This is a genomic window from Phreatobacter sp., assembly GCF_051860605.1.
GTDB lineage: Bacteria > Pseudomonadota > Alphaproteobacteria > Rhizobiales > Phreatobacteraceae > Phreatobacter.
On record NZ_JBHYDR010000012.1, the window covers coordinates 87,481 to 112,550 of the forward strand.

Here is a 25,070-nt window from a genome sequence, read left to right on the forward strand (position 1 = left end):
GAGGCGCATCATGGCCCGAACCCCATCCTCCGCACTGGCAGCCGCCGGCATGGCACCGCAGGGAGGGCGCAGGCTCTCCGGCCGCGGCGTGTTCCTGATCCTGGCGGCCTTCTTCGGCGTGGTCTTCACCGTCAATGCCGTGATGATCTCGCTGGCCATCGACACCCTGCCGGGCACGGTCACCGACAGCGCCTATCGGGCAAGCCAGCGCTACAACCAGACCATCGCGGAGGCGGGCGAGCGCGAGGCGCGGGGCTGGAAGGTCGATGCCCATGTGGCGCGCGACCCGTCCGGCACGACAGCCGTCACGATCAGCCTGCGCAACCGGGAGGGCGCCCCGCTCGACCGAATCGCGGTCACCGCCCGGCTGCTGCACCCCGCCCATCGGAACAATGACCGCGTGTTCGACCTCAGCCGCACGGGACCGGGCGCCTTTGCCGGCACGACCGATGCCGTCGCGGCCGGCGCCTATGACCTCATCATCGCCATCGACCGCGACGGCGAGACGACCTACCGCACCCGCAACAGGGTCATGCTGCCATGACCGCAACGACGGCCATTCTGGCCGGCACCGCCCTGCCCCGCACGGTTCCGGCGCCCGTCGCCGGCCCTCCGGCCGATGGCGTCACCGATCTCGGACTGTTCGTCCAGCCGCTGGACGAGGAAACCTGCCGCATCGACCTTGCCGTCGATGGCATCACCTGTGCTGCCTGCATGCCGATCATCGAGCGCGGTCTTGCCGCCGAGCCCGGCATTGCCGGCGCGCGCGTGAACCTGACCAATCGCCGCGTGACGGTCGACTGGCGCACGGGCGAGACCGGGCCGCAGGCGATCGTCGACCGGCTCGCCCGCCTCGGCTTCAGGGCCTATCCCTTCGACCCGAAGCTGGCCGAGAGCGCGGAGGCCCGCGAGGCCGCGTTCCTGTTGAAATGCCTCGGCGTCGCCGGCTTCGCCATGATGAACATCATGCTGCTGTCGGTGTCGGTCTGGTCGGGCAATGTCACCGACATCACGCCCGAACAGCGCGATTTCTTCCACTGGCTGTCGGCGCTCATCGCCGTGCCGGCGGTGGCCTATGCCGGCCGGCCGTTCTTCCGCTCCGCCTGGCATGCGCTTGCCGCCCGCGAGCTCAACATGGACGTGCCGATCTCGCTCGGCGTGCTGCTCGCGGTCGGCATGTCGCTGGCCGAGACCTGGCGTTCGGCGACTCACGCCTATTTCGACAGCGCGGTCATGCTGCTGTTCTTCCTCCTGATCGGGCGCTATCTCGAACAGCTGATGCGCCGCAAGACGCGGGCGGTGGCAACCAACATCGCCGCGCTCAAGGCCGAGATGGCCCTGAAGCGTCTGGACGACGGCACGTTGCGGCAGGTGCCGATCGCCGCGATCGCGGCCGGCGACACGGTGCTGGTGCGGCCCGGCGAGCGCATCTCGGTCGATGGCACGGTGATCGAGGGCCAGTCCACGATCGACCAGAGCCTTGTCACCGGCGAGACCCTGCCCGCCGCGGCGGGCCCCGGATCCGCGGTCTATGCGGGCACGCTCAACACCAGCGGCACGCTCGTCCTGAAGGTGTCGGCAGCCGCCCGCGGCACCCTGCTCGACGAGGTGTCGCGCCTCATCGAGACGGCCGTTGAATCACGCACCGCCTATCGCCAGCTCGCCGACCGGGCGGCACGGCTCTATTCGCCGTTCGTCCATGTCACGGCGCTCGCGACCTTCGCCGGCTGGCTGCTGGTCGGCGCGGAATGGCAGCATGCGCTGATCGTCGCCATCACCGTGCTGATCATCACCTGCCCCTGTGCGCTGGGACTGGCCATTCCGGCCGTGCAGGTGGTCGCCTCCGGCGCGCTGTTCAGGGCCAACGTGCTTCTGCAGTCCGGCGATGCGCTGGAGCGCCTGGCGGAGGCCGACACCATCGTCTTCGACAAGACCGGCACCCTGACCCTGCCCGAGCCGGCCCTTGCCGATGCCGGCACCATCGAGCCCGAGCTCCTCGCGGTGGCGGGCCGGCTCGCCGCCGCCTCGCATCATCCGCTCGCCATGGCGCTGGCCCGCGCAGCCGGGGCCGATGCGGCTCCGGTCGAGGCGAAGGAGGAGCCGGGTCGGGGCGTGACGGCCGTCATCGACGGCGCCCGCGCCCGGCTCGGCAGCGCAGCCTTTTGCGGCGCCGAGGCGGAAGCGCAGGCTGTCGCCGCGCGCCATCCCGATGCGTCGATCCTCTGCCTCGGCTGGGGCGAGCGCCGCCAGGCCTTTGCCATCCGCCAGGCCCTCCGGCCCGACGCGCGGGATATCGTCGAGACGCTCGGGCGGGCCGGCTATCGCATCGAGATCCTGTCCGGCGACCGGCCGGCCGCCGTCGCGACCGTCGCGGCCGCCCTCGGCATCGCCGCCTTTGCCGGCGGGCTGAAGCCGGCCGACAAGATCGCCCGGCTGGAGGCCTTGAAGGCCGCCGGACGCAAGGTCCTCATGGTGGGCGACGGGCTCAACGATGCGCCGGCACTTGCCGCTGCCCATGTCTCGATCTCGCCGATCACCGCCGTCCATCTGGCGCAGGCCGCCGCCGACGCGATCTTCCTCGGAGACCGGCTCGCGCCGGTCGCGCAGGCGCTCGCCCTGTCCCGCAAGGCCCGCCGCCTCATGACCGGCAACCTGTGGCTGGCGGTGATCTACAATGCCCTGGCCGTGCCGATCGCCGTGGCCGGCTGGGTGACGCCGCTGATTGCCGCGCTCGCCATGTCGGGCTCCTCGGTGATCGTCACCGCCAATGCGCTCAGGGCCCGCACGGGCAGGCTTTAGGAGCAGGCCATGGACATTCTGGTGATTCTGGTGCCGCTCGCGCTCGGTCTTGGCCTGCTCGGCCTCGTCGGCTTCCTCTGGTCGCTCAACAGCGGCCAGTACGACGACCTGGACGGCGCCACCTGGCGCGCGATCATGGACGACGACGACCGGATACCTGAAGCGGCGCGCGAGCCCGATCAGGAAACGCCGGGCTCCGGCGCCACCACCTTGACGAAGCCGAGGCTGCCCGGCCTGAAATCGTGAGAGATCAGGTCGCGGCCGATATCGGTCCAGGCCGCGATCCTGTCCTCGGCGATCCGCGCATCGGTATCCTCGATGACGATGTGACCGCAGGCGCGCTCGCGCGCCAGGCTATCGACGAATGAGAACAGAACGTCGGGCGCCGTGCTGGCCGGCAGTTCGGCACGCGAGAGATAGGATATTTCCAGCCGGCGGCGGGTGCGGGGATCGGGCGTCACCCGGAACAGGCAGGAGGCATGGGCATAGCCGCGCTGGTCGCTGACGACCACGCATCCGGCATTGCTGCGCTTGCCGGCAAGCCGGGCCAGATGGTCCCGCCATGCCGCCATCTCGATTTCCGGATAGCACAGCCTGACAAGGGCGAAGACGGCCAGAGCCTCGTTCGCGTCGATGATGCGGGCGCTGAACATGGAGCGGAGGACGGTCCCATTCTGCTTCGGGCCGGCAGGATGAGGGCATGGCTGACATCCGTCCTTGTGCTGGATCAATTGGTCGGGTTCGAATGAATGTAGAATGGTGGTAGAGACATCCTTGTCCCCCCACCAAGGGATGCCGCCATGAGCGACATTGCAGTCCACGCCCATTCGTGCAGCCGGCACGGGACCGGGAACTATTGCGACAGCTGCAAGGTGCGCTCGCTCGCGGTCTGCGCGGCACTGGGGCCCGAGGAACTTCCCGAACTCAACGCTATCGTCTCGCATGTGCGGATGGACGCGAAGACCACGTTCATCCACCAGGGCGAGGATGCCGACTCGGTCTTCTCGGTGACCGAGGGAACCGTCCGGCTCTACAAGCTCCTGTCAGACGGCCGGCGTCAGGTCATCGGCTTCGCCATGCCCGGCGACTTTCTCGGCCTCGCCCTGCAGAACCGCTACGGCTTCTCGGCCGATGCCGTCGACGATGTCGAACTGTGCCGGTTCGACCGCAGGCATTTCGATGCGCTGGTGACCGCCAAACCGCATTTCCTGCGCCGCCTGCACGAGTTCGCCACCCATGAACTGGTCATCGCCCAGGAGCAGATGACGCTGATCGGCCGCCGCTCCGCCGAGGAGCGGATCGCCGCCTTCCTCGTCGCCATGCGCGAACGCTGGGCGCGCATCCGCGGCGGCTCTGTGACCATCCAGCTGCCCATGCAGCGCATCGACATGGCCGACTTCCTCGGCCTGACCATCGAGACGGTCAGCCGCACGCTGACCAAGCTGGCGCGCGAGAAGGTGATCCTGATCGTGCCGGAAGCGGTCCGCGTGCTCGACAACGACCGCCTGATGCGCATCGCCCGCGCCTGACCGGCGCGGGCCCCGAGGCCGTCAAGGCCTCCGCTCTTTCCCGCCGCTTAAGGAACGACGCGCACGGCGCCCTTGGCCGCGCTGGTGGTGAGCGCTGCATAGGCCTTCAGCGCCATGGTGATCTTGCGCTTGCGCGGGGCGACCGGCTTCCAGGCATCCGCACCCTTCGCCTCCATGGCGGCCCGCCGGCGCGCCATTTCCTCGTCGGAGATGCGCATGGCGATCGACCGGTTCGGAATGTCGATGTCGATCATGTCGCCTTCCTCGACGAGGCCGATGGCCCCGCCCTCGGCCGCCTCCGGCGAGGCGTGCCCGATCGACAGGCCGGAGGTGCCGCCCGAGAAGCGACCGTCCGTGACCAGCGCGCAGGCCTTCCCCAGCCCCTTCGACTTCAGGTAGCTGGTCGGATAGAGCATTTCCTGCATGCCCGGCCCGCCGCGCGGCCCCTCGTAGCGGATCACCACCACGTCGCCGGCCTTGATCCGGTTGGTCAGGATGGCCTCCACGGCCGCGTCCTGGCTCTCGAACACGCGCGCCGGCCCGGAGAAGGTCAGGATCGAGGCATCGACGCCCGCGGTCTTCACGATGCAGCCGTCGAGGGCGATGTTGCCGAACAGCACGGCAAGACCGCCATCCTTGGAATAGGCATGATCGGCCGAGCGGATGACGCCCTTCTCGCGATCCGTGTCCAGTTCCTCGAACCGGCGGTTCTGGCTGAAGGCGACCTGCGTCGGCACGCCGCCGGGGGCCGCGGAGAAGAAGGTCCTGACGCTCTCGCTGTCGCTGACCGTCACGTCCCAGCGGGCGAGCGCCGCGCCGAGGCTTTCGGAATGGACGACGGGCAGATCGGCATGGATGAGGCCGGCGCGGTTGAGCTCGCCGAGAATGGCCATGATGCCACCGGCCCGGTGCACATCCTCCATATGGACATTGGCGACCGAGGGCGCGACCTTGCAGAGCACCGGCACACGGCGCGACAGCCGGTCGATATCCTCCATCGTGAAGCCCACCTCGCCCTCGTAGGAGGCGGCGAGGAGATGCAGCACCGTGTTGGTCGAGCCGCCCATGGCGATGTCGAGCGTCATGGCGTTCTCGAACGCCTTGAACGAGGCGATGGAACGCGGCAGCGCGGTCTCGTCATCCTGCTCGTAATAGCGGCGGGCAAGATCGACGATGAGATGGCCAGCCTCCACGAACAGCCGCTTGCGATCGGCATGGGTGGCCAGCACCGAGCCGTTGCCCGGAAGCGCGAGGCCGAGCGCCTCGGTGAGGCAGTTCATCGAATTCGCGGTGAACATGCCCGAGCAGGACCCGCAAGTCGGGCATGCCGAACGCTCGATGACCTTCACGTCCTCGTCGGAGACCTTGTCATCGGCCGCCGCCACCATGGCGTCGATCAGGTCGACCTTCTTCAGCACCCCGTCGGCCATGTACTTGCCGGCCTCCATCGGACCGCCGGACACGAACACGGTCGGGATGTTGAGGCGCATCGCGGCCATCAGCATGCCGGGCGTGATCTTGTCGCAGTTGGAGATGCAGACCAGCGCATCCGCGCAGTGCGCGTTGACCATGTACTCGACGCTGTCAGCGATGATCTCGCGCGAGGGCAGCGAATAGAGCATGCCGTCATGGCCCATGGCGATGCCGTCATCCACCGCGATGGTGTTGAACTCCTTGGCGACGCCGCCGGCCTTCTCGATCTCGGCCGCCACCAGCTGGCCGAGGTCCTTCAGGTGGACGTGGCCCGGCACGAACTGGGTGAAGGAATTGGAGATGGCGATGATCGGCTTGCCGAAATCGCCGTCCTTCATGCCGGTCGCGCGCCACAGGCCGCGGGCGCCGGCCATGTTACGGCCGTGGGTGGAGGTGCGGGAGCGATAGGCGGGCATGGGCGTTTCCCGGTTTCTTGACATCTTGGGGGGCTGCGCGGCCGAAGCCGGCGGAACTGTCAACACCCCTCATAACCCGAGGCGGCGCGGCTCGCCAGCCGGTCGGGAGGCCGGCCGATGCCACCCAGGAGCATGGCAGCAGGCGGCCGTGGCGGCAGCAAGGCAGCTGCCGGGCCGTCAGGTCTTGGCCCGCGGGCAGCGATCGGTTCAACTGCCGGACCGATCGCCGGGCCTGTCCGGCGCGGCTGCGATCCAGAGACCAACATGACGCCTGCGGACAACTGGGGCCACGCGGCCCGCATCGGCATCTTCGTTGTCGCCCGCGAGGTGGTGCCCGAGGCGGAGTGGTGGGCCATGCGGCCGGCGGGCGTGTCCGTCCATGCCGCGAGGGTTGCCGTGGGGGCGCCTTGGGCGCCCTGGCGCGCCGACCGTCAGGGTGTCGATCTGCCGGACGATCTCGCAAGGGGCCTTGCGGCCTTTCGCGACATCCAGGCCTCGGTGGCGGTGCTGGCCCATTCCTCCAGCAGCTTCGTCGGCGGCGCGGGCTGGGACGAGGCGGTGGTTGCGGCCATGGCAACGCACCTCGCCCCGGGCACGGTGGCGACGACCAACGGGCTGGACCTGCGTCTCGCCATGGCGCATCTGGGCATCGCCAGGCCGTTCCTCGTCATGCCGGCCTGGATGCCTGATCGTACCATTGCGGACGCGGTGGCCTATCTCGCCGCCTATGGGCTTGAGGTTGCCTCGGCCGCGCGGCATGTGCCGCCGCCGCCGTGGCAGGCCATTTCCCCGCAGAATCTCTATGCCGAGGGCATGGCGATCGCCCAGGAGACGCAGACGCTGCTCGATCAGGTCTGCCGGTCCTGCCCGCCGGATGCTGATGGCGTGCTTCTGGCCGGAACCGGGCTCAGATGCTCCGGCATCATCGAGGCGATCGAGCAGGCTGTCGGGCGTCCCGTCGTCGCGGCCAACCAGGCAAGCCTATGGCGGGCGCTCAGGGCTTCGGGCGTCGCAACGCCGGTCGAGGGCTATGGCCGGCTGCTGCGCAGCTGAGGTCGGCGCCCGCAGGAATCAGCCGGAGGCGGTCTGATGCGCGACCTTGCGGTATTCGCGCGGGGTGAAGCCGATCTTGTTCTTGAAGAAGCGCGAGAAATGGCCGGGCGCCGAAAAGCCGAGGTCGAGCGCGATGTCGCTGGCCGACCGGTCGCTGCCGATCAGCTGCTCGATGGCATATTCGACCCGAAGCGTGTCGTTGAACACGGCCGGGGTCATGCCGGTGCTGGCGCTGAACTGCTCGAAGAAGCGCGAGCGCGACAGCCCGACAGACTGGGCGAGACTGTCCAGGCTCTGTGCCCTGCCCGGCTCGGCGCGCATCAGGCCGATCGCCTTGCGGATGCGGTGGTCGACGGGCCGGGCCGCCATGGGATGAAGGTCGGCGCTGGAATTGCCGGCCATCACCTGCTGCAGCAGCGCGAGGATGTCGGCCTCCAGGTCGGTCTCGGCGCTCGACGCGGTCGCATCGGCAATCGTCGCGGCGATCCGGGCAACCAGCGCCCGCATCGGGGCATCCACGGTCGCGGACTGCCGATTGAACGGCTGGCGCGCAACCGGGCCGCTGGCTCCGCGCACCAGCCAGCTCGCCTCCACATAAAGCGCCAGGATGGTGATCGGCGGATCGTTCACGTCGCGCCAGTTGGCGTGTGGAACCCAGGGATTGATCAGCACCATCTGGTCGTCGGTGATCGGGCACAGCGCGCCGTCCACCTCATAGGCGCCGTCCTTGCCCTCCACCTTGATCAGGGCGTGGACATGCGGGTGGGCGTGGACATGGACGGGCTGGTTGGTCCGGAACAGGGTGACCCGGCCGAACAGACCCTGATGCACGCCGATGACACCGGTCATATCTCCTCCCGGACCCGTTCCTGCGCGACGGGCCTCCGCGCCATCATCCACTAAATCGGACGAAAAGGTAAGTTGCCGGACCAGGCGGTAAGCCTCCCGTGCGGCCGGGCTGTACCATCGGACCTCGGAAACGACGGGATCGAACGGTCGGTCCACCCCATCCGCAACGCTGTGCTGCAGGAGCTTCGAACGATCATGATCGTCGAGGAACGGATCTACACGCTGATGGCCGGTAAAGTTCCCGATTACCTGAAGGCTTACGAGGCCGAAGGTCTCGCCATCCAGAAGGCAATACTGGGAACCATGGTCGGCTATTTCTCGACCGAGTTCGGCCCCCTGAACCAGATCGTCCATCTGTGGGCCTACAAGGACCTTGCGGATCGCGAGGAGCGGCGGCGGCGGCTCGACGCGGATGCCGGCTGGCAGGCCTATGTCGCCAAGGTCCGTCCCTGGGTGGTCTCCCAGGAGAACAAGCTTCTCATCCCGGCAGCTTTTTCACCGAAGCCCGCCCTGGGAGCCACGGCATGAGCGCCCCGGTCATGGAAATGAGGCTGGTCGAGGACGTCATGGCGGCCGGCGCAAGCCTTGCGCTGCCTGACGATGGCGTCCACAGCGTCTGCTATGTGGTGCATGGCGAGATCACGGCCGATGGCACCGTCCGGCGCGATGACGAGGCGGTCTATCTCGCCGGAGGAGCAGAGGTTCAGGCGGGCCGCAGCGGCGCGACGGTCTGGCGCTATGAAGTCGCGCCGGCTGGAGTCGCGGCCGTCTGTCTCGATGCCGCCTCCGGCGTCACCCGCGAAAAGCTGCGCCAGCCGCTGGCCTGGCCGGTGGCCGACGCGATCCTGATCCGCGCCGACAGCGTCTCCTTCCCGCCCGGTGGCTGCGCGTTCCTGCATACCCATCAGGGACCGGGCATCCGCTGCCTCATTGATGGCGGCATCCGCATCGACGCCCTTGGCCATTCGGCGAGCTACGGCCCCGGTGCCGCCTGGTTCGAGGCCGGCCCCGATGCGGTCTTCGCACAGGCAGCCACCGACCGTCCAAGCCGGTTCATCCGCGTGATGGTCCTGCCTGCGGCGCTGCACGGCCGCAGTTCCATCGCCTACGTCAACGCCGAGGATCGCGAGAAGCCGAAATCGCAGGTCTACAAGGGCTATGTCGACCGGATCATCGAGCCCTGATCCAGCGCCGTCCGCCCTGCGCGCGGGCGGCCGGGCTCACCCTCGCACATCGAAGAGCAATCACAGCCACAACGGAGGAAACCACATGAACATTCCAAGGAGAACCGTCCTCACCGGCGCCGTTCTGGCCGCCGCGGGCCTGTCCGCTGCACCGGCATGGTCGCAGGGCACCTACCCCCAGCGGCCCATCCGGGTCATCGTGCCCTTCGCCGCCGGAAGCGCCTCGGACATTGTCGGGCGTATCGCGCTGGAGAAGATGGCCGACGATCTCGGCCAGCGCTTCGTGGTCGAGAACCAGCCGGGGGCGAGCGGCAATCTCGGCACGGCCGCCGTCGCCCGCGCGGAGCCGGACGGCTACACGATCCTCGTCTCGGCCTCGGGGCCGCTGGCGGTCAACCAGTTCCTCTTCCCCAATATCGGCTACGACCCCCTGACCGCCTTCGAGCCGATCTCGCTGCTCTCGACCCTGCCGAACGTCATCGTGGTCAATGCGAACCTGCCGATCCGTTCCGTGCAGGACCTCATCGACGCCGCCAAGAAGGATCCCGGGAAGCTCAACTACGGCAGCATCGGCAATGGCAGCTCGCAGCATCTGGCGGCCGCCTATTTCGAGCAGGTGACCGGCACGCGCATGACCCACGTGCCCTACCGCGTGACCGGCCAGCTCGTCAGCGATCTCGTCGCGGGACAGCTGCAGACCAGTTTCCAGCTGATCCCCAACGTGCTCGGCCAGATCAGGGGCGGCCAGCTTCGCACCCTGGCGATCACCGCCGCCCGCAGGTCGGAGGTGCTGCCGGACGTGCCGACCGTCACCGAGGTGGGGCTGACCGGCTACGAGGCCTATGGCTGGTTCGCGATGATGGCGCCGAAGAACACCCCGGCACCCATCGTCCAGCGCCTGCATGCCGCCTACATCAAGGCCATGCAGGACCCGGCCACGCGCCAGCGCATCGTCGGGGTCGGCGCCGAGCCGGCAACCTCCGCCAGCCCGGCCGAACTGAGCGCCTTCATGCAGGCCGAAGCGCGCAAGTGGGGCGACATCATCCGCACCAACAACATCACGCCGAACTGACGCGCCAGGCCGGTGGCGCGCGGTCGCCGGCGGCAAGACAGGTCCCGGCGGGGAGGTGCGACAAAACGCGCACCCCCTGCCGGTGCCGGCAGGCCGCGGACGGCCCGCCAATCAGGGGACGAACGCTGTTCATGAGGGGCGGCAGGGCTTGACGCCGGTTTCGGCCTGTAGCCACCCTCCGGGCAGAAAAGCCTTCCCGGGAGCCCTGTCATGACCATCCGCGTTTCCAAGCGCCACCTGATCGCCGGTGGCGGCGCCGCCTTTGCCGTGTCCGCGCTGCCCGGAGCACGCGAGGCGCGCGCCCAGACCCCGCGCAACACGCTGGTGATCGCCGCACAGATCGACGACCTCGTCGCGCTCGATCCGCATCATTCCTTCGAGGTGACGGGCTCCGACCTCCTGAAGAACGTCTACGACCAGCTCTTCGCCATCGACGAGACCAAATCCAGCGCCGAGCTGGTGCCGGGCCTGGCGGAGAGCTTCTCCGTGTCGCCGGACGGGCGCACCTTCACCTTCGCGATCCGGCAGAACGTCAAGTTCCACTCGGGCAATCCGCTGACGGCGGCCGATGTCGCCTTCTCGATCCGCCGGCCGCTGCTCATCAACCGCACCCCCGCCTTCATGTATCGCTCGGTCGGCCTCAACCGGGACAATGTCGAGCAGACGGTGCGCCAGACCGGCGATTTCGAGGTGCAGGTCACGTTCGACAAGGCCTATGCGCCGAGCCTGATCCAGAACCTGTTCACCGCCACAATCGGCTCGGTGGTCGACAAGAAGCTGGTCGAGCAGAATGCCGGCACCGACCACGGCAATGCCTGGCTGAACCGCAACTCGGCCGCATCCGGCGCCTTCCGGCTGGTCCGCCACCAGCCCAACGAGAGTTACACGCTGGACCGCAACGACAGCTGGTGGCGCGGCCGCGCCGATCTCCAGCGCATCATCGTGCGGCACGTACCGGAAGCCGCCACCCAGCGCCTGATGCTGGAGCGCGGCGACGTCGATGTCGCCCGCAACCTGACGCCGACCGAGATCAGCGGCCTGCGCGGACGGGCCGGCGTCACCATTGCCGAGTTCCCGCGCGGCACGATCCAGTATTTCAGCGCCAATATGGGTGATCCGATCCTCTCCAAGCCGAAGGTGATCGAGGCGCTGAAGCACCTGGTGGATTACGACGCCATCGCCAACAACCTGCTGCCGGGTCAGGTCTTCCCGCACCAGTCCTTCATTCCGCGCGCCATTCTCGGCGAGGTCGACAGCCGCCCCTGGAAGTTCGATCCAGACCGCGCCAAGGCCCTGCTGGCCGAGGCTGGCCATGCGAGCGGCATCCGCCTGACCATGGATACGGCCAACACCTTCCCCTCGCTCGACGTGGCCCAGGCCCTCCAGGCCAGCTTTGCCCGCGGCGGCGTAACCCTCGAGGTGCTGCCGGCCACCGGCGCGCAGGTCCTCGCCAAATACCGCGCCCGCAACCACCAGCTGTTCATCGGCATCTGGGGCCTCGGCTATCCCGACCCCCACTACAATGCCGACAGCTTCAGCCACAATCCGCCCGGCCGCGACAATCCGGGCAAGCTGACCTGGCGCAACAACTGGACCATTCCCGAGCTCTCCGCCCGCACCGAGGCGGCCATGCAGGAGCGCGATGCCAATGCGCGTTCGGCCCAGTATCGGCAGATCCAGGAGGAGTTCATGGGCACCTCGCCGTTCGCGGTGTTCGCCCAGCAGCAGATCCAGGTGGGCGTGCGCAGCAATGTGACAGGCTATATGGCAAGCTCGCCCGGCCTTTCCGCGATCTACTGGCGCACGAACAAGTCCTGAGCCCCCTGCTTGTCCATCCTGCGCCACTCCTCGGGCTTCCTGTTCCAGGTCGCCCTGACCTTCCTTGGCCTTCTTGCGGTCACCTTCTTCATAGGCCGGGTCGTTCCCATCGACCCGGTCCTGGCGATCGTGGGCGACCAGGCGCCGCGCGACGTCTATGAGCAGGCCCGGCACGAGCTGGGCCTCGACCAGCCGCTCTGGACGCAGTTCGCGATCTATGTCCAGAAGGTGCTGACCGGCGATTTCGGCCAGTCCCTGGTGACCAACCGGCCGGTCATCGAGGACATTGCCCGCGTGTTCCCGGCCACGCTGGAACTGGCCACCTTCGCCACCATCATCGGCGTGGCGCTGGGCATCCCCATGGGCATTGCCGGCGCCGTCTGGCAGGACCGCTGGCCGGACCAGATCGTCAGGGTCATCGGCCTTGTCGGCTATTCGGTGCCGATCTTCTGGCTCGGCATTGTCGGGCTGCTGGTTTTCTACGGGATTCTCGGCTGGGTGCAGGGACCGGGGCGGCTCGGCGTGGTGTTCGAGGACATTGTACCCCCGGTCACCGGCGTGATCCTGATCGACGCGGCCCTTGCCGGCGAATGGGAGGTGTTCCGCAACGCCTTCGGCCATGTCGTGCTGCCCGCCACAGTGCTGGGCTATTTCTCGGTCGCCTATATCGCGCGCATGACCCGCAGCTTCATGCTGGAGCAGCTGAGCCAGGAATATATCGTCGCCGCCCGCGCCAAGGGCATGTCGGAGGCCCGCGTGATCTGGGTCCATGCCCTGCGCAATGTCGCGGTGCCGCTGGTCACGGTCATCGCGCTGTCCTATGCGCGCCTGCTGGAGGGCGCCGTTCTCACAGAAACCGTCTTCGCCTGGCCGGGCCTCGGGCGCTACCTGACCACCGCCCTGCTCGCCGCGGACATGAATGCCGTTCTCGGCGCCACCATCGTGGTCGGTGCCGTCTTTGTCGGGGTCAACCTGCTCTCCGACCTGCTCTACCGCGTGCTGGATCCGAGGGCCAAATGAGTTCCTGGCAGGACCGGCTGCTCACCGATACGCCGCAGTCGCGACGCGACGCGCGGCTCGGCGCGATCTATCGCGGCTGGCTGCAGTTCCGCAGGAACCGGCTCGCCGTGCTCGGCCTCGCCATCGTTCTGCTGCTGATCGTCGTCGCCGCCTTCGCACCCTGGATCGCCACTCACCACCCGAACGAGCAGAACCTCGCCCAGCGCCTGCTGCCGCCAAGCGCGGCGCATTGGCTCGGCACCGACGAGTTCGGGCGCGACATGTTCTCGCGCATCGTCTACGGCGCCCGGATCACGCTTTACATCGTCACGCTGGTGGCGGTGATCGCGGCGCCCATCGGGCTGCTGGTCGGCACGGCTGCCGGCTATCTCGGCGGCTGGGTCGACGCCGCGCTCATGCGCGTCACCGATGTCTTCCTCGCCTTCCCCAGCCTTATCCTGGCGCTGGCCTTCGTTGCGGCACTCGGGCCGGGGATCGAGAACGCAGTCATCGCCATCGCCCTGACCGCCTGGCCGCCCTATGCCCGCATCGCCCGGGCCGAGACGCTGACGATCCGCAACTCCGACTATATCGCCGCCGCCCGCCTGCAGGGTGCCGGAACCGGCCGCATCCTGACGCGCCACGTCATGCCGCTCTGCCTCTCCTCGCTCACCGTCCGGGTGACGCTGGACATGGCCGGCATCATCCTGACAGCGGCCGGCCTCGGTTTCCTCGGCCTCGGCGCGCAGCCTCCGCTCGCCGAATGGGGCGCCATGGTCTCCTCCGGCCGGCGCTACATCCTCGACCAGTGGTGGGTCGCCACCATTCCCGGCATCGCGATTTTCGTGGTGAGCCTTGCCTTCAACCTGCTCGGCGACGGCCTGCGCGACGTGCTCGACCCGAGGCAGCAGAAATGAGCCCGGCTGCAACCCCGCTTCTGGAGGTCGATGACCTGAGGGTCAGCTTCGCAACGCCGACGGGGATGTTCCATGCCGTGCGCGGCGTGTCGTTCACGCTGGGGCGCGAGCGGCTCGGTATCGTCGGCGAGTCCGGTTCGGGCAAGTCGCTGACCGGGCGGTCGATCATGCGGCTCCTGCCGGCAAGTGCGCAGCTCTCGGCCAGGCGCCTCGCCTTCGACGGGACGGACCTGCTCACCGCCTCGCCGCGCAGGCTGCGGGCCCTTCGCGGCGCGCGCATCTCGCTGGTCATGCAGGACCCGAAATATTCGCTGAACCCGGTGATGACGGTCGGATCCCAGATCGCCGAGGCAGCGCGGATCCATGGCGGGGTCAGCCGGTCCCAGTCGCGGCAGAAGGCGCTCGCCATGCTGGAGGCCGTCCGCATCCGCGATCCGGAGCGGGTCTATCAGCTTCATCCGCACGAGGTGTCAGGCGGCATGGGCCAGCGCATCATGATTGCCATGATGCTGGCACCAGAACCCGACCTCTTGATCGCCGACGAGCCGACCAGCGCCCTCGACGTGACCGTGCAGTTGCAGGTGCTGGCGATCCTCGACGACCTCGTGCGCCAGCGCGGCATGGGGCTGATCTTCATCAGCCACGACCTCGAACTCGTGGCCAGTTTCTGCGACCGCGTCCTGGTCATGTATGCCGGCCGCGTGCTGGAGGAACTCTCCGCCCGCGACCTGTCGGCGGCCCGCCACCCCTATACGCGCGGATTGCTGAACAGCCTGCCGAGGCTCGACGACGAGCGGGCGGAACTGCCGACCCTCAGCCGCGATCCTGCCTGGCTGGAGGGGCCATGATCACCGTCCGGGACCTCGTCATCAGCTTCGGGACGGGCCGCGATGCGGTCCATGCCGTGCGCGGTGTCGCCTTCGACGTGGCCGAGGGCGAGAGCTTCGGTCTCGTCGGGGAGAGCGGCAGCGGAAAATCCACCGTGCTGCGCGCGCTGTCCGGCCTGAACCGCACATGGACCGGCACCGCCACCATCGGCGGCATCTCGGCGAAGATCCACCAGCCGCGACTCGTGCAGATGGTGTTCCAGGACCCCTATGCCTCGCTCCATCCGCGCCACACGGTGGACCGGGCCCTGTCCGAGCCCTTGGAAATTCACCGCATCGGCCGGATCAACGAACGGGTGGAGCAGGCGCTCGCCGATGTCGGCCTCGGGCCGGCCTTCCGCTTCCGCTATCCCAACCAGCTGTCCGGCGGCCAGCGCCAGCGCGTCGCCATCGCCCGCGCGCTGATGCTGGAGCCGAAGGTGCTGCTGCTGGACGAGCCCACCAGCGCGCTGGATGTCAGCGTGCAGGCGGAGATCCTGAACCTGTTGCGCCGCCTGCGCGCCGAGCGCGGTCTGACCATGATCCTGGTCAGCCACAACCTGGCTGTCGTGGCCCATATGTGCGACCGGCTCGCCGTGATGAATCGCGGCCTTGTCGTGGAGGAGATGGACGTCGCAACCCTGCGACGGGCCGAGCCCCGCGAGGCCTATACCCGGCAATTGATGGTCGCCAGCAAGGGCTATGACCGCGAGGTGGCGGCCCGGATGGTCTCGTTCGACTGAACCGCGAGCCACGGCCCTCGGCCGGATCGGCACGTCCCGATCAGGCGATTCGAAACGCTCCGTTAACCCTTCGGATAGGCCCCCGCCCTAGATTGGGCCTCCATGTCCGGCACTGCGCTCCTCGTCTCCCAGGCCATCCTTTATTTCGGCGTCATGGCCGCTCTGTTCCGGCTGCGCCGGCTGCTCGGGCTCGGCGTCTTCCTGTGCGCGCTCGGGGTGATGCACTTCCTCGAGACCTATCTGGCGGCGGTTTTCTATATCGAACTGCCGTTCGGGCTGCTGTCGCCGGGCTCCACGGTGCTGTTCTCCGGCAAGCTGGCGATCCTGTTGCTGTTCTACATCCGCGAGGATGCCGAGACGGTCCGCCAGCCGATCTACGGCCTGCTCATCGGCAACTTCCTGATGGTCGCCCTGGTGGCGACGCTCCAGATCTACGGCTCGCCCGTTTCGCTGCCCGGCTACAAGGCCGATCTGACCCTGATCAACCAGATGGGCGTCCTGATGATCTGGGGCACGACGCTGCTCTTCATCGACGCCATCGCCCTGATCCTGATCTACGAGAAGCTGCGCGTCCTGCTGCCGCGCTCGGTCATCCTGCGCGCGTGCATCTGCCTCGCGATCATTCTGAGTTTCGACCAGGTGGCCTTTTTCGCCGGCCTTCATCTCGTGGCCGGCACGCCGTTCAGCGCCCTGTTTGGCGGCTGGGTGGCCAAGATGGCCGCGGCGGTGTTCTACGGCGTCCTGATCGGCTTCTATCTCGCGCTGTTCGAGCGGAAGGCCGTCGAGACGGCCCCGCAACCGCTGTCCGACACGTTCCACACCCTGACCTATCGCCAGAAATACGAGGAGCTTCTGGGACGGACAGGGCATGACGCCCTCACCGGCGCGCTGACGCGCGAGCGGTTCGAGGCCCTGGGCCAGCCGACGCTCGCCCGCGCACTGGCAACGAACCGGCCGGCCAGCCTCGTGCTGTTCGACATCGACCAGTTCAAGGGCATCAATGACCGATATGGCCATGTGATCGGCGACGAGGCGCTGAAGCGAATCGCCGACTGTGTGCGCCAGGAAATCCGCAGCGAGGACAGGCTGTTCCGCTATGGTGGCGAAGAGTTCGCGGTCCTGTGCGAGAATACGTCCCACGCAGCCGCGCTCGCGGCCGCCGAGCGCATGCGCCTCGCGGTCGAGACGACGCTGGCCGAGGAATTCGAGGCCCGGCCGACGATCAGCATCGGCGTGGCAACCTGCCCGCACGACGGGCTTCTCATCCGCGACCTGGTGGCTCATGCGGATGCGCATCTCTACGACGCGAAGCGCCAGGGCCGCAATCGGGTCGTCGGCAACCGCGGGGCGGCAGAAGACAGGCCGCCACCCGGGGTGCTGAGTTCACTCTCCGGGCCGGAGCCAGCGCTCTGAGGACCGCTGCGGCCACCCTTGTCCGGCCGATCAGTCCTGCACTGGCGGTGGCGGCGGCACGAAACCTGACGCAACCTGGGCGGTCACGGCGGCAAGCGGCTGGCGCCTGGTAGCGGAAGCCTTCACATAGGCCTTTTTCATCTGAACCTCACCGACGTAACGCGAAGAAAAAGATTACCACGGCCGCTTTCGACCCTACGTCTCAAGGCGCTCCAGACCTCTCGAAGCAACAGTTCCGAGACCCGCGGTTCTCCATAAGCCTGCGCGAAGTGACCGTGCGCGCCGGGATATGAAGCACTGCTCGTCGACCTCGTCAGGTCGGCGGCGGAGGCGGCGGCGGCACGAAGCCTGACGCGACCTGGGCGGTCACGGCGGCCAGTGGCTGCCGTCTGGTCGCCAGAGCCTTCACATAGACCTTCTTCATCTGACCCTCACTGTGACCCCGTACCTGCCGACCTGAGGGGCCATGGCTCGGTACAGCTTGCTTGACACTTGCAGCCGTCTACGACTCGCGTGCGGCCGATCTCTCACCGATCACGCCCTCAAGGCGGCGCCGGCGGCGGCACGAAGCCTGACGCGACCTGGGCGGTGACGGCGGCCAGCGGTTGCCGTCTGGTCGCCAGAGCCTTCACATAGACCTTCTTCATCTGACCCTCACACGGAACTTCCGAAGCCCGAGGCGCCCGAAATCAGACTGACGCAGAAACCACCCGCCGATTTTGAAGCGGGCTGCGGTCCTGTCAATGCGACGGTTCCAAAGTACCTTTGCTTCGCACAGCCTGTGTGGCAATTGCGGCACACGAAGATGCTTGCCGTTACACGGAAACCCTGTCCGCGACCGTGCAAAGCCACTCCGGAAGAGGGCCCAGGAGCCATCCGCGAATCGCAACGACGGCAGGCCGGGTTCGGGTTCCTTCCCCTGTGGCACCAGAGACTGCACGGCACGTCGGGACGTCAGTAGCCGAGCGCCCCGGCGATGGTCGCCGCAACGGCAGCGGGGTTTCCGCTCACCGGAACACGCAGGCATCTGGCCGTCGTCACCAGAGCAGAGAAGATGTCGAACCGGGCCTCGTGACCGGGAAAGAAGCCGTCCGGGTGGCTGCTGACATTGTCCTGCAGCAGGGCGTGCAGGGCATCGAAGGCTCTGAGGACCTCAAACGGCCCCGCATCCGTGCCGGAGCGTGTCAGGCTCACCACGCCGGTCACGGGGAGCGGGCCCGCGCGCGTCGCCAGTCCGGCCCCGTGCAGCGCCTCCCTTGCGATCATCTGTTCGCCGTTGCCGTCCCAGCCCCCGTCACCCACAAGACCCCGCAGAGCCGGGAGCAGATCGACCGTGCGACGGTGGACCTTGGCTCCGCGCGGCAGCCCCCAGGCCGTCACCGCGCCCCGGTCGGGTGCGGCGATCAGTGCCGTCGTGTCGTCGCCCGACAGGGCAAAGCCCGACATGGCGAGCGCCATCGCAGTCGTTGTCTTTCCGGTTCCGCTGGCTGCATGCAGGAGCACCATGCCGCGCCCGTCCGGCGTGGCGAGGCAGGCCGCATGGGCGAGGCACTGGCCATTGGACGACAGCGCATGGTCGAGCGCGAAGATCATGGCCTCGCCAAGGGCCGGGCCGATGCGATCCGCCTTGGGGACGGCCGTGACAGCTGCGCCGCCGCCCGGGAGAAGCTTCAGGCAGACAGCCTCGTCGAGCACCAGAACCGGGGCGCCATCGGGGTCGCGGCCGATCCGCAGCCGCCCCGCGCCGGCAACCGCCTTCTCGACGAAGGCTGCCGGCAGGGTCAACCCCTCCGGACCGGCCGTCCGGATGGTCAGTTGCGCCTCGGGATTCCGGTCATGGCGCTGGACGCGGCGCTCGCCGAGAAGCCAGTCGAGCGCGACGGCCGACTTGAGGCCGGGAGGAAGTTCCTCCGCGCGACAGACCAGGTCCACCGTGTGCAGGTCGAAACGGGCGTCCGCCTCGCTCATGCAGGCCGCCAGACATAGAGGGGCTCCATGCCATCGAGGATGTCGTTGAGCACGGGCCGGCCCGCCAGAACGATCCAGCAATGGGCGGCCAGAACCGGCTGCGAAAGCGACCGCGGGTCGATGCCGAAATGCAGCTCCGGCGCATGACCGGCAAGCCGCATGAAGCGCATGCCGAGCAGCCCCTGGCGCAGGCAGCGCCGGTCGCGCATCAGCCAGGGCCGCCGCGTGGCAGCCGTCACCCAGCCGGCGATCGCCTCGGCAGGAAGCCCGGCAAAGGCCGGGTCGGGGGCAATCTCGGCATAGGACAGGACCGATTGCAGGTCGCGCCCACGGATGATGATCGGCAGGAGCCGCGCTTGCCACCAGATCAGGCGGCGCATGCGCGTCTCCGCCCGGGCGTCCGGCCGGGGTCCGGCCATGTCAGCGGTCCGAAGCGACGACAACCCCTTCGGCCTCCAGGAACGCCACCAGATCGCCGAGATCGGCCAGCAGCACCTCCTCGGTCACGTCGAACGCGTCGAGCATCTGGCTGACCGCCTCGGCCACGGAACTTCCCCCGATGATCCGGCTGATGAAGGCCGTGCCGCTCGCATTGGTCGAATAGATCTGGCCGCTATCCGTCATCAGGATAACCCCCTCCTCTCCCATGGCGCGGAAGGAGGCATTCGGAGCCAGCGTGATGCGCTTCGATCGGATGTCCAAGGTGATCCACCGCCTCGTTGAACTTGCCGGGGGCTACCCGCATGCCTTCCGGATGACCGCGACGGGATCATGCCGCCGCGAGCGCCCGGACCTGATATTGCCCCTACGGCAGCCGGCGCGACAAGTCACAGACATCTCTGGCGATCTGTGGTCGACCGACGCTCTGCCCGAACCGGAGCGCAGCCAGAAGGCCGCTTGCAACATGACGTGAGGCTCACATCGCAGTTCGGTTCAGCCTGGGCCGCAGAACACCCGTGAGCCGCGAACGGCAGGCGGCGTGTGCCGATCGGTTCGCCGCAGCACCGTGGCCAGGGTGACGGTGTAGCGGGCCCGTCAGGGAGCCCGCAGAAAATTGGAAGGCGAGAGCCCTTCGAGCCGATTCGAACCGCCCCGTCAGGGGATCGGCACGTTCGCCGCTGCCGCCCGGTCGATCTGGTCCGTCGGCTTGATGGCACCATGCTGGGCCAGCATGAAGGCGACCACCGCCAGCTTTTGCGTCTCGTCCAGCAACGAGGGGTCGTTGAAGGGCATCAGTTGCATGTAGTCGAGCAGGCCCTGGGCATTGCCGAACTTCGCGATCTGGGTGCCGGAGCCCCAGATCGGGGTTTGATAGCCCTCGCCGCGCTGGCCATCGGCACCGTGGCAGAGCTGACAGTGCTCCACATAGTGCGCCCGCCCCTGTGCGACCTGGGCCGATTCCTGGCTCGCGCCCGCGGAACCACCCAGGCCCGGCAACAGCCCGACTGTTGCGATGAGAGCGACGGCTGCGGCCGCCGTGGAAAATCGAGCGATCATGTCCGGACTTTCGGGAGAACGTGGCGGCGGGACGCAGGCGGCCCGCCATGGCAAAACGGCGGCGCGCCTGAGCACGCCGCCGGAGGGTTTGGCTCAGACCACTTCGATGCGGAACTTCGGGATGGACCAGTTGGCCATGCCGAGCGTGTTCAGCGGGATCTGCTCGGGCTGGGAGACCCCCGCATTGTCCGTCGTGCGTGTCTCGACGACGTGGGTGCCCGCCGTCGCGTCCCACGGGAAGGTGAACCGCACCCAGGTGTAACGTCCGAGATTGGGCGCCTGGATCGCGGCCCGCTGCCAGGGGCCGCCATCGATCCTGTACTCGACCGTATTGACCCCATGCTGCGGCGCCCAGGCATAGCCGCGCATGGTCTGCCGGCCCGCGCTGAGCTTCGGCAGTTCGCCACGCTTGAGAGGATAGTTCGCCGGAATCGACGGCGACTTGTCGATCACCAGCGGGACGGTCAGCGTCGACTTCGGCGGCATCCATGTGACCATCGGGCCCTTGATGTCGGCGGCCGTGACGCCGGGCAGGAACTCGTCATCCGCGGCATGCTCCGGGGCTGAATAGGTCGGCCCCAGATAGACCTCGCCCTTCGTGTTGAGCCGGGTCCAGACGCGTTTGTTGGTGATGCGGATTTCCGTCACCCACTTGATCGAGGCCGTGCCACCCCAACCGGGCACCACGATGCGCACGGGCGCGCCGTGGTCGGGCGTCAGCGGGTTGCCGTTCATCGCAAAGCAGACGCCGATGTCATCCGCACGCGAGGCAATGTCCGCAAACGGCATGGGCCGGCCCATGTCGTTGCCGTCGACCCCCGACCAGAACAGGACGGTCGCGGCATCCGGCTTCACGCCGCAGCGTGCGAAAATGGCGCTCATCGGGACATATTGCCATTCGGCCTGGCCAACCGCGCCCATGACCCAGTTGCCGCCGCCAACCTGCTGGCCGGTGAAGCCGCCCTGCTCCCAGAACAGCGTGCGGCCATTGCCGTGGCATTCCATCGTGGCGATGATCGAGCGAGACGGCATCTTGAGGAGGTCCTCGTAGCCGATCTCGAACGGGCGTTCGACCGAAGCGCCGTGGACCTTCAGTTTCCAGGTCTCCCGCGCCAGCACCGGCTTGTCCTCGACACGCGGCGTTGGATAGTGGTTGCGGACGTAGAATTCCTCGATCGGCGTCATGAAGGTCGTGAAGTTCCAGTAATTGCCCGAGCGGACGGTCGCGCCGATGTTCAGCACGCGGCTGTCGTCCTTGACGAGAATGCGTCGCGCCGGCGTCGCCGGGGCCTGCGCCAGAGCCGGGGTCGCGGCAACGGCGGTGAAGGCCGCTGCCGAGACGAACAGGCTGCGACGGTCGAGATTGGTGCCCTCGCGCAGCACGCGACGAACGGAATCGGCGTCTTCCGCCTGATGACGTTTCATTCCCATGGCATCCCTCCGGATAAGCCTTGTTGTGGATCACGGACTCCTCCGCGATCTTTCCGAAGGCTTGTCGAAGCTGCCTGAGAAGGCAAGTTATTTTAGCAATTTATGACGATATTTCAATGACTTGTTCAACTATCCCGACACCCGGCCATCGCCATGTTCGGCTTTCTGAACACGGCGCGCACCGGCGATCCCGAGAAGCTTCATGCGGCTCCACAATGTGGTCCGGGAGACATTGAGTCGCCTGGCCGCCTCTCCGATCCGCCCGCCCGTCTCGACAATCGTGCGCTCGATCAGCGCCTTCTCCGCCTCTCCACGCACCAGCCGAAGGTCAGGCGCCTGACCCGACCGCAGCAATGGCTCGCCGATCAGGCCGAGCACCCGCGCGAGCAGCGTCTGCATCTCGAAGGGCTTGGCGACATAGTCGCCTGCGCCCGCCTTCATCAGTCGCACGGCCTGGTCGATATCTGCATAGGCCGTCATGAACAGGAAGGCTGGCCTGTCCGTCCGTCGCGCGGCTTCGCGAAAGACATCCTCGCCGTTGCCGTCGGGCAAGCGGATGTCGCAGATCGCGATATCGGCCTGCGTGCCGGCAAGGCCGAGGGAGGCCTCGGCGCGGCTGCGCCACCAGGTGACGTGGGCACCCTCGAGCCGGAGCCGCTGCACCAGAGATTCCCCCATGATCGGGTCGTCCTCGATGAGCACAAGCGAAACGCCTTCAAGCAACATCGCGGAGGTCCCCGTCTGCGGCCAGCGGAATGGTGACCGTGATCCGCGCGCCACCCGTCTCGCCGGCTCCCGCGGTGATCCGGCCGCCCAGACCGGCAGCCAGCCGCTGCGACACCCAGAGACCGAGCCCGGCCCCCTCGCCCTGAAGCAGCGGTCGCGCACTGCGTCCGGTGAGCACGTCGGCAGCGGCCTGGGACAGGCCCGGCCCGTCATCCGCGACGGTGATGACCAGTTGGCCTGCCGGGTTGGCAACATCCACCTGCACACGCCCCTCCTCGGACACGGCGCTGACGGCATTCAGGATCAGGTTGAGCATGATCTGACGGACCGCCGAGGCCGGCAGCGCCAGTTCGCTCGCCACCGCATTGTTCCAGCCGAGGGTGACGCGCTTGCGGCGGACTTCCGATCCGATCAGCAGCCGCATATCGTCGAGATCGTCGGGCAGGAGCGGACGCTGCTCGCGGTCGGCGCGGTAGGTGGCCAGCACCGTGCGGACCACATCCCTGATGCCGCGCAGCCCCCGCTCGATCAGGTCGATGGAGGAGGTCCGGACGGCAGGCCGCCCGCCATGCGCCTTCAGGGTATCGATGGCATTGAACAGGCCGCCAAGCGGATTGTTGATCTCGTGCGCCATGCCCGAAGCAAGCCGGCCGAGGCTTGCCACGCGCTCCTCGGCTGCCAGCTGGCGCGCCAGTTCCTCACGCTCGGCAAGCGCCTCGACAAGGGCGTTGTAGCGGCGGAACAGCCGCGCGAACTCGCTGGCAGGATGCCCGGTCCCTCTCAGATCGATCGGCGCAAGGGGACCGGTGGCACTGCGATCGATATGGCGCGACAGCCGGGCGAGCGGCGAGAGCATGCGCCGGATGGTCCAGTAGGCCAGCGCCGCCAGACACAGGGTCAGGAAGGCATTGGTGGCAATCAGCGTGGTCAGCACATCCCGGCGCTCGGCCACAAGATGCGCGATCTGGTAGTCGGCGAAGATGCGCCCCACATCGCGGCCCTGGTAACGCAGGACCTTGCGGGCATGTGCCTTGCCGCCCTCCTCGTCGACGATGAGCAACTGTCCGTCGGCGAACCGCCGGTCCAGACCGGATCGATCGGCGCCGAGCGGCACCTCGACCGGATTGCTGGATGCGAGCGTGCGGCCGCGCTCGTCGGTGATGGTGATGAACGCCCGCCCGAAGCCGACGCTGAGCGTGGCATTGCGCTCGATGGCGTCGAACACCTCCCAGATATCCTCGCGCAGCACATAGGGCAGGACGGCCGAGGCAAGCCCCTCGAGAAAGGTCGTCGACAACGCCGAGAGGTGGCGCTCCTGCGTCTCCCTGAGCCGATCGAGAACCGCTTGGGTGATGACCGCACTGACAGCCAGCATGAACACGACCACCATGGCCGGGGCCTTCACGGTCAGCGGCCAGCGGAACGGATTGATCCAGGTCACGCCATCACTCGCGGCCGACGAGAGCGACACGGTGGGCGATGCTGCGGAACAGGTCGGCATCGGCCAGGGCAAAGCCATCCAGCCTGAGCAGGCCGAGCACACGCTGGCCGAGCGGGTCCGCCGCCATGTTCCGCAACCCGGTCTGAAGGCGCGCGACGCGCTCGTCCCGCAGGTTCCCGGCCGAAGTTGCCACCGGCGGGAAGCCCATCCAGTCGGACCGCCAGACCACCCGCGTTCGCGTCGTGAGCTCGGGTTCGGTCTCGGTCATGACCTCCCAGACATAACCGTCGACACTGCCGGACTGGGCAAGACCGGCTGCGACCGCACGAACCACGTTGCGATGGCCATAAGTGAAGAACGAGCGGCTGAAGAAGGCTTCGGGCCGCACGTTGCGCTCTGCCAGCAGCGCGCGCGTAACCAGAAAGCCGGAATTGGAATCGGGATCGGAAAAGGCATGCACATCGCCCTTCAGATCATCCACGGTCGATGCCTGTCGGCCCAAGGCCGCGATCAGATAGGATTGATAGGTGGTGCGGCCGCGCCAGATGGGCACGGCAACGAGATCCAGCCGTGACCGGTAGGCGACAAAAGGGAATCCGCAGATCCAGGCGGCGTCGATCTGGCCGGCAACCAGTTGCGAGGTGATCTCCTGATAGGTGCGCTTCAGCACCAGCCGCACCTCGGACCCGATCGCCCGCGTGAGATAGGCCTGAAGGGCCTCCAGAAGGACCAGGTCGGATGTCAGGAACACCGGCGTCAGGCCGAACTGGAACGGACGGTCGGCCCGCCCAAGGCGCGGCGCGGCGACCGAAGCGAGCCCGGCCAGGCCGCCAGCCAGCAACAGGCGCCGACGATCCGGCGATGGCATGACGGCGT

At 67.8% G+C, this 25,070-nt stretch carries 25 protein-coding genes; 14 read left to right on the plus strand and 11 right to left on the minus strand.

Going from position 1 to position 25,070, the window contains the following annotated elements:
- Positions 1-10: 10 nt before the first annotated feature.
- The 3 genes from ACTIFS_RS18940 to ccoS are packed head-to-tail and all read left to right on the plus strand — an operon-like array spanning position 11 to position 3,045.
- Entirely contained in the window at positions 11-544 is a 534-nt protein-coding gene (locus ACTIFS_RS18940; RefSeq protein ID WP_439575680.1) for a FixH family protein, read from the plus strand.
- The gene (locus tag ACTIFS_RS18945; protein ID WP_439575681.1) at positions 541-2,799 is read left to right on the plus strand and encodes a heavy metal translocating P-type ATPase; all 2,259 of its coding nucleotides are present in this window, start codon (positions 541-543) and stop codon (positions 2,797-2,799) included. The genes ACTIFS_RS18940 and ACTIFS_RS18945 overlap by 4 nt, the downstream gene beginning before the upstream one ends.
- A gap of 9 nt (positions 2,800-2,808) precedes the next feature.
- Entirely contained in the window at positions 2,809-3,045 is a 237-nt protein-coding gene (ccoS, locus tag ACTIFS_RS18950) for a cbb3-type cytochrome oxidase assembly protein CcoS (RefSeq protein WP_439575682.1), read from the plus strand.
- On the opposite strand, the gene ACTIFS_RS18955 is transcribed toward ccoS, so the two are convergent.
- Positions 2,979-3,452 (minus strand): hypothetical protein, encoded by a 474-nt coding sequence (locus ACTIFS_RS18955; protein WP_439575683.1) that lies wholly within the window; start codon positions 3,450-3,452, stop codon positions 2,979-2,981. The genes ccoS and ACTIFS_RS18955 overlap by 67 nt on opposite strands.
- A 147-nt stretch (positions 3,453-3,599) precedes the next feature.
- On the opposite strand from ACTIFS_RS18955, the gene ACTIFS_RS18960 reads away from it, so the two are divergent.
- On the plus strand, positions 3,600-4,328 hold the full coding sequence (locus ACTIFS_RS18960; RefSeq protein WP_439575684.1) for a Crp/Fnr family transcriptional regulator: 729 nt from the start codon (positions 3,600-3,602) through the stop codon (positions 4,326-4,328).
- Between the two features lie 47 nt (positions 4,329-4,375).
- Here the strand turns inward: ACTIFS_RS18960 and ilvD are convergent, their stop codons facing one another.
- On the minus strand, positions 4,376-6,217 hold the full coding sequence (gene ilvD / locus ACTIFS_RS18965) for a dihydroxy-acid dehydratase (protein WP_439575685.1): 1,842 nt from the start codon (positions 6,215-6,217) through the stop codon (positions 4,376-4,378).
- A 264-nt stretch (positions 6,218-6,481) separates the two neighbouring features.
- Here ilvD and ACTIFS_RS18970 point away from each other — a divergent pair, with 264 nt between their 5' ends.
- On the plus strand, positions 6,482-7,270 hold the full coding sequence (locus ACTIFS_RS18970) for a maleate cis-trans isomerase family protein (RefSeq protein ID WP_439575686.1): 789 nt from the start codon (positions 6,482-6,484) through the stop codon (positions 7,268-7,270).
- Between the two features lie 18 nt (positions 7,271-7,288).
- Here ACTIFS_RS18970 and ACTIFS_RS18975 read toward each other — a convergent pair whose 3' ends face one another.
- Positions 7,289-8,119, minus strand: coding sequence for a helix-turn-helix domain-containing protein (locus ACTIFS_RS18975; RefSeq protein ID WP_439575687.1), 831 nt, complete (start codon positions 8,117-8,119; stop codon positions 7,289-7,291).
- 195 nt (positions 8,120-8,314) lie between these two features.
- Between ACTIFS_RS18975 and ACTIFS_RS18980 the strand changes: the two genes are divergently transcribed.
- The 9 genes from ACTIFS_RS18980 to ACTIFS_RS19020 all read left to right on the plus strand — a co-directional run bounded on the left by ACTIFS_RS18980 (position 8,315) and on the right by ACTIFS_RS19020 (position 17,131).
- Positions 8,315-8,647 (plus strand): NIPSNAP family protein, encoded by a 333-nt coding sequence (locus ACTIFS_RS18980; RefSeq protein WP_439575688.1) that lies wholly within the window; start codon positions 8,315-8,317, stop codon positions 8,645-8,647.
- On the plus strand, positions 8,644-9,303 hold the full coding sequence (locus tag ACTIFS_RS18985; protein WP_439575689.1) for a hypothetical protein: 660 nt from the start codon (positions 8,644-8,646) through the stop codon (positions 9,301-9,303). Before ACTIFS_RS18980 ends, ACTIFS_RS18985 begins: the two co-directional genes overlap by 4 nt.
- A gap of 85 nt (positions 9,304-9,388) precedes the next feature.
- Positions 9,389-10,375 carry a Bug family tripartite tricarboxylate transporter substrate binding protein gene (locus tag ACTIFS_RS18990; RefSeq protein ID WP_439575690.1) on the plus strand — a complete coding sequence of 329 codons (987 nt, stop codon included), beginning with the start codon at positions 9,389-9,391 and terminating at the stop codon, positions 10,373-10,375.
- 210 nt (positions 10,376-10,585) lie between these two features.
- Positions 10,586-12,193, plus strand: a complete 1,608-nt coding sequence (locus tag ACTIFS_RS18995) for an ABC transporter substrate-binding protein (protein WP_439575691.1) — start codon at positions 10,586-10,588, stop codon at positions 12,191-12,193.
- A gap of 9 nt (positions 12,194-12,202) precedes the next feature.
- On the plus strand, positions 12,203-13,213 hold the full coding sequence (locus ACTIFS_RS19000) for an ABC transporter permease (RefSeq protein ID WP_439575692.1): 1,011 nt from the start codon (positions 12,203-12,205) through the stop codon (positions 13,211-13,213).
- Positions 13,210-14,109, plus strand: coding sequence for a nickel transporter permease (nikC, locus tag ACTIFS_RS19005; RefSeq protein ID WP_439575693.1), 900 nt, complete (start codon positions 13,210-13,212; stop codon positions 14,107-14,109). The genes ACTIFS_RS19000 and nikC overlap by 4 nt, the downstream gene beginning before the upstream one ends.
- The gene (locus tag ACTIFS_RS19010) at positions 14,106-14,957 is read left to right on the plus strand and encodes an ABC transporter ATP-binding protein (RefSeq protein WP_439575694.1); all 852 of its coding nucleotides are present in this window, start codon (positions 14,106-14,108) and stop codon (positions 14,955-14,957) included. The genes nikC and ACTIFS_RS19010 overlap by 4 nt, the downstream gene beginning before the upstream one ends.
- Positions 14,954-15,718, plus strand: coding sequence for an ABC transporter ATP-binding protein (locus tag ACTIFS_RS19015; protein WP_439575695.1), 765 nt, complete (start codon positions 14,954-14,956; stop codon positions 15,716-15,718). Before ACTIFS_RS19010 ends, ACTIFS_RS19015 begins: the two co-directional genes overlap by 4 nt.
- Positions 15,719-15,820: 102 nt before the next feature.
- On the plus strand, positions 15,821-17,131 hold the full coding sequence (locus ACTIFS_RS19020) for a diguanylate cyclase (protein WP_439575696.1): 1,311 nt from the start codon (positions 15,821-15,823) through the stop codon (positions 17,129-17,131).
- 954 nt (positions 17,132-18,085) lie between these two features.
- Here ACTIFS_RS19020 and ACTIFS_RS19025 read toward each other — a convergent pair.
- The 8 genes from ACTIFS_RS19025 to ACTIFS_RS19060 all read right to left on the minus strand — a co-directional run bounded on the left by ACTIFS_RS19025 (position 18,086) and on the right by ACTIFS_RS19060 (position 25,062).
- Positions 18,086-19,099, minus strand: coding sequence for a hypothetical protein (locus ACTIFS_RS19025; RefSeq protein ID WP_439575697.1), 1,014 nt, complete (start codon positions 19,097-19,099; stop codon positions 18,086-18,088).
- Positions 19,096-19,479 (minus strand): lasso peptide biosynthesis B2 protein, encoded by a 384-nt coding sequence (locus tag ACTIFS_RS19030; protein WP_439575698.1) that lies wholly within the window; start codon positions 19,477-19,479, stop codon positions 19,096-19,098. The genes ACTIFS_RS19025 and ACTIFS_RS19030 overlap by 4 nt, the downstream gene beginning before the upstream one ends.
- Positions 19,480-19,519: 40 nt before the next feature.
- Positions 19,520-19,801 carry a PqqD family protein gene (locus tag ACTIFS_RS19035; protein WP_439575699.1) on the minus strand — a complete coding sequence of 94 codons (282 nt, stop codon included), beginning with the start codon at positions 19,799-19,801 and terminating at the stop codon, positions 19,520-19,522.
- A 393-nt stretch (positions 19,802-20,194) separates the two neighbouring features.
- On the minus strand, positions 20,195-20,596 hold the full coding sequence (locus ACTIFS_RS19040; RefSeq protein ID WP_439575700.1) for a c-type cytochrome: 402 nt from the start codon (positions 20,594-20,596) through the stop codon (positions 20,195-20,197).
- A 93-nt stretch (positions 20,597-20,689) separates the two neighbouring features.
- Positions 20,690-22,027: a molybdopterin-dependent oxidoreductase gene (locus ACTIFS_RS19045; RefSeq protein WP_439575701.1), complete on the minus strand. Its 1,338-nt coding sequence runs from the start codon at positions 22,025-22,027 to the stop codon at positions 20,690-20,692.
- A gap of 129 nt (positions 22,028-22,156) precedes the next feature.
- Positions 22,157-22,753, minus strand: a complete 597-nt coding sequence (locus ACTIFS_RS19050) for a response regulator transcription factor (RefSeq protein WP_439575702.1) — start codon at positions 22,751-22,753, stop codon at positions 22,157-22,159.
- Positions 22,743-24,194, minus strand: coding sequence for a sensor histidine kinase (locus ACTIFS_RS19055; RefSeq protein ID WP_439575703.1), 1,452 nt, complete (start codon positions 24,192-24,194; stop codon positions 22,743-22,745). Before ACTIFS_RS19055 ends, ACTIFS_RS19050 begins: the two co-directional genes overlap by 11 nt.
- A gap of 4 nt (positions 24,195-24,198) precedes the next feature.
- Positions 24,199-25,062, minus strand: coding sequence for a substrate-binding domain-containing protein (locus tag ACTIFS_RS19060; protein WP_439575704.1), 864 nt, complete (start codon positions 25,060-25,062; stop codon positions 24,199-24,201).
- Positions 25,063-25,070: the final 8 nt, after the last annotated feature.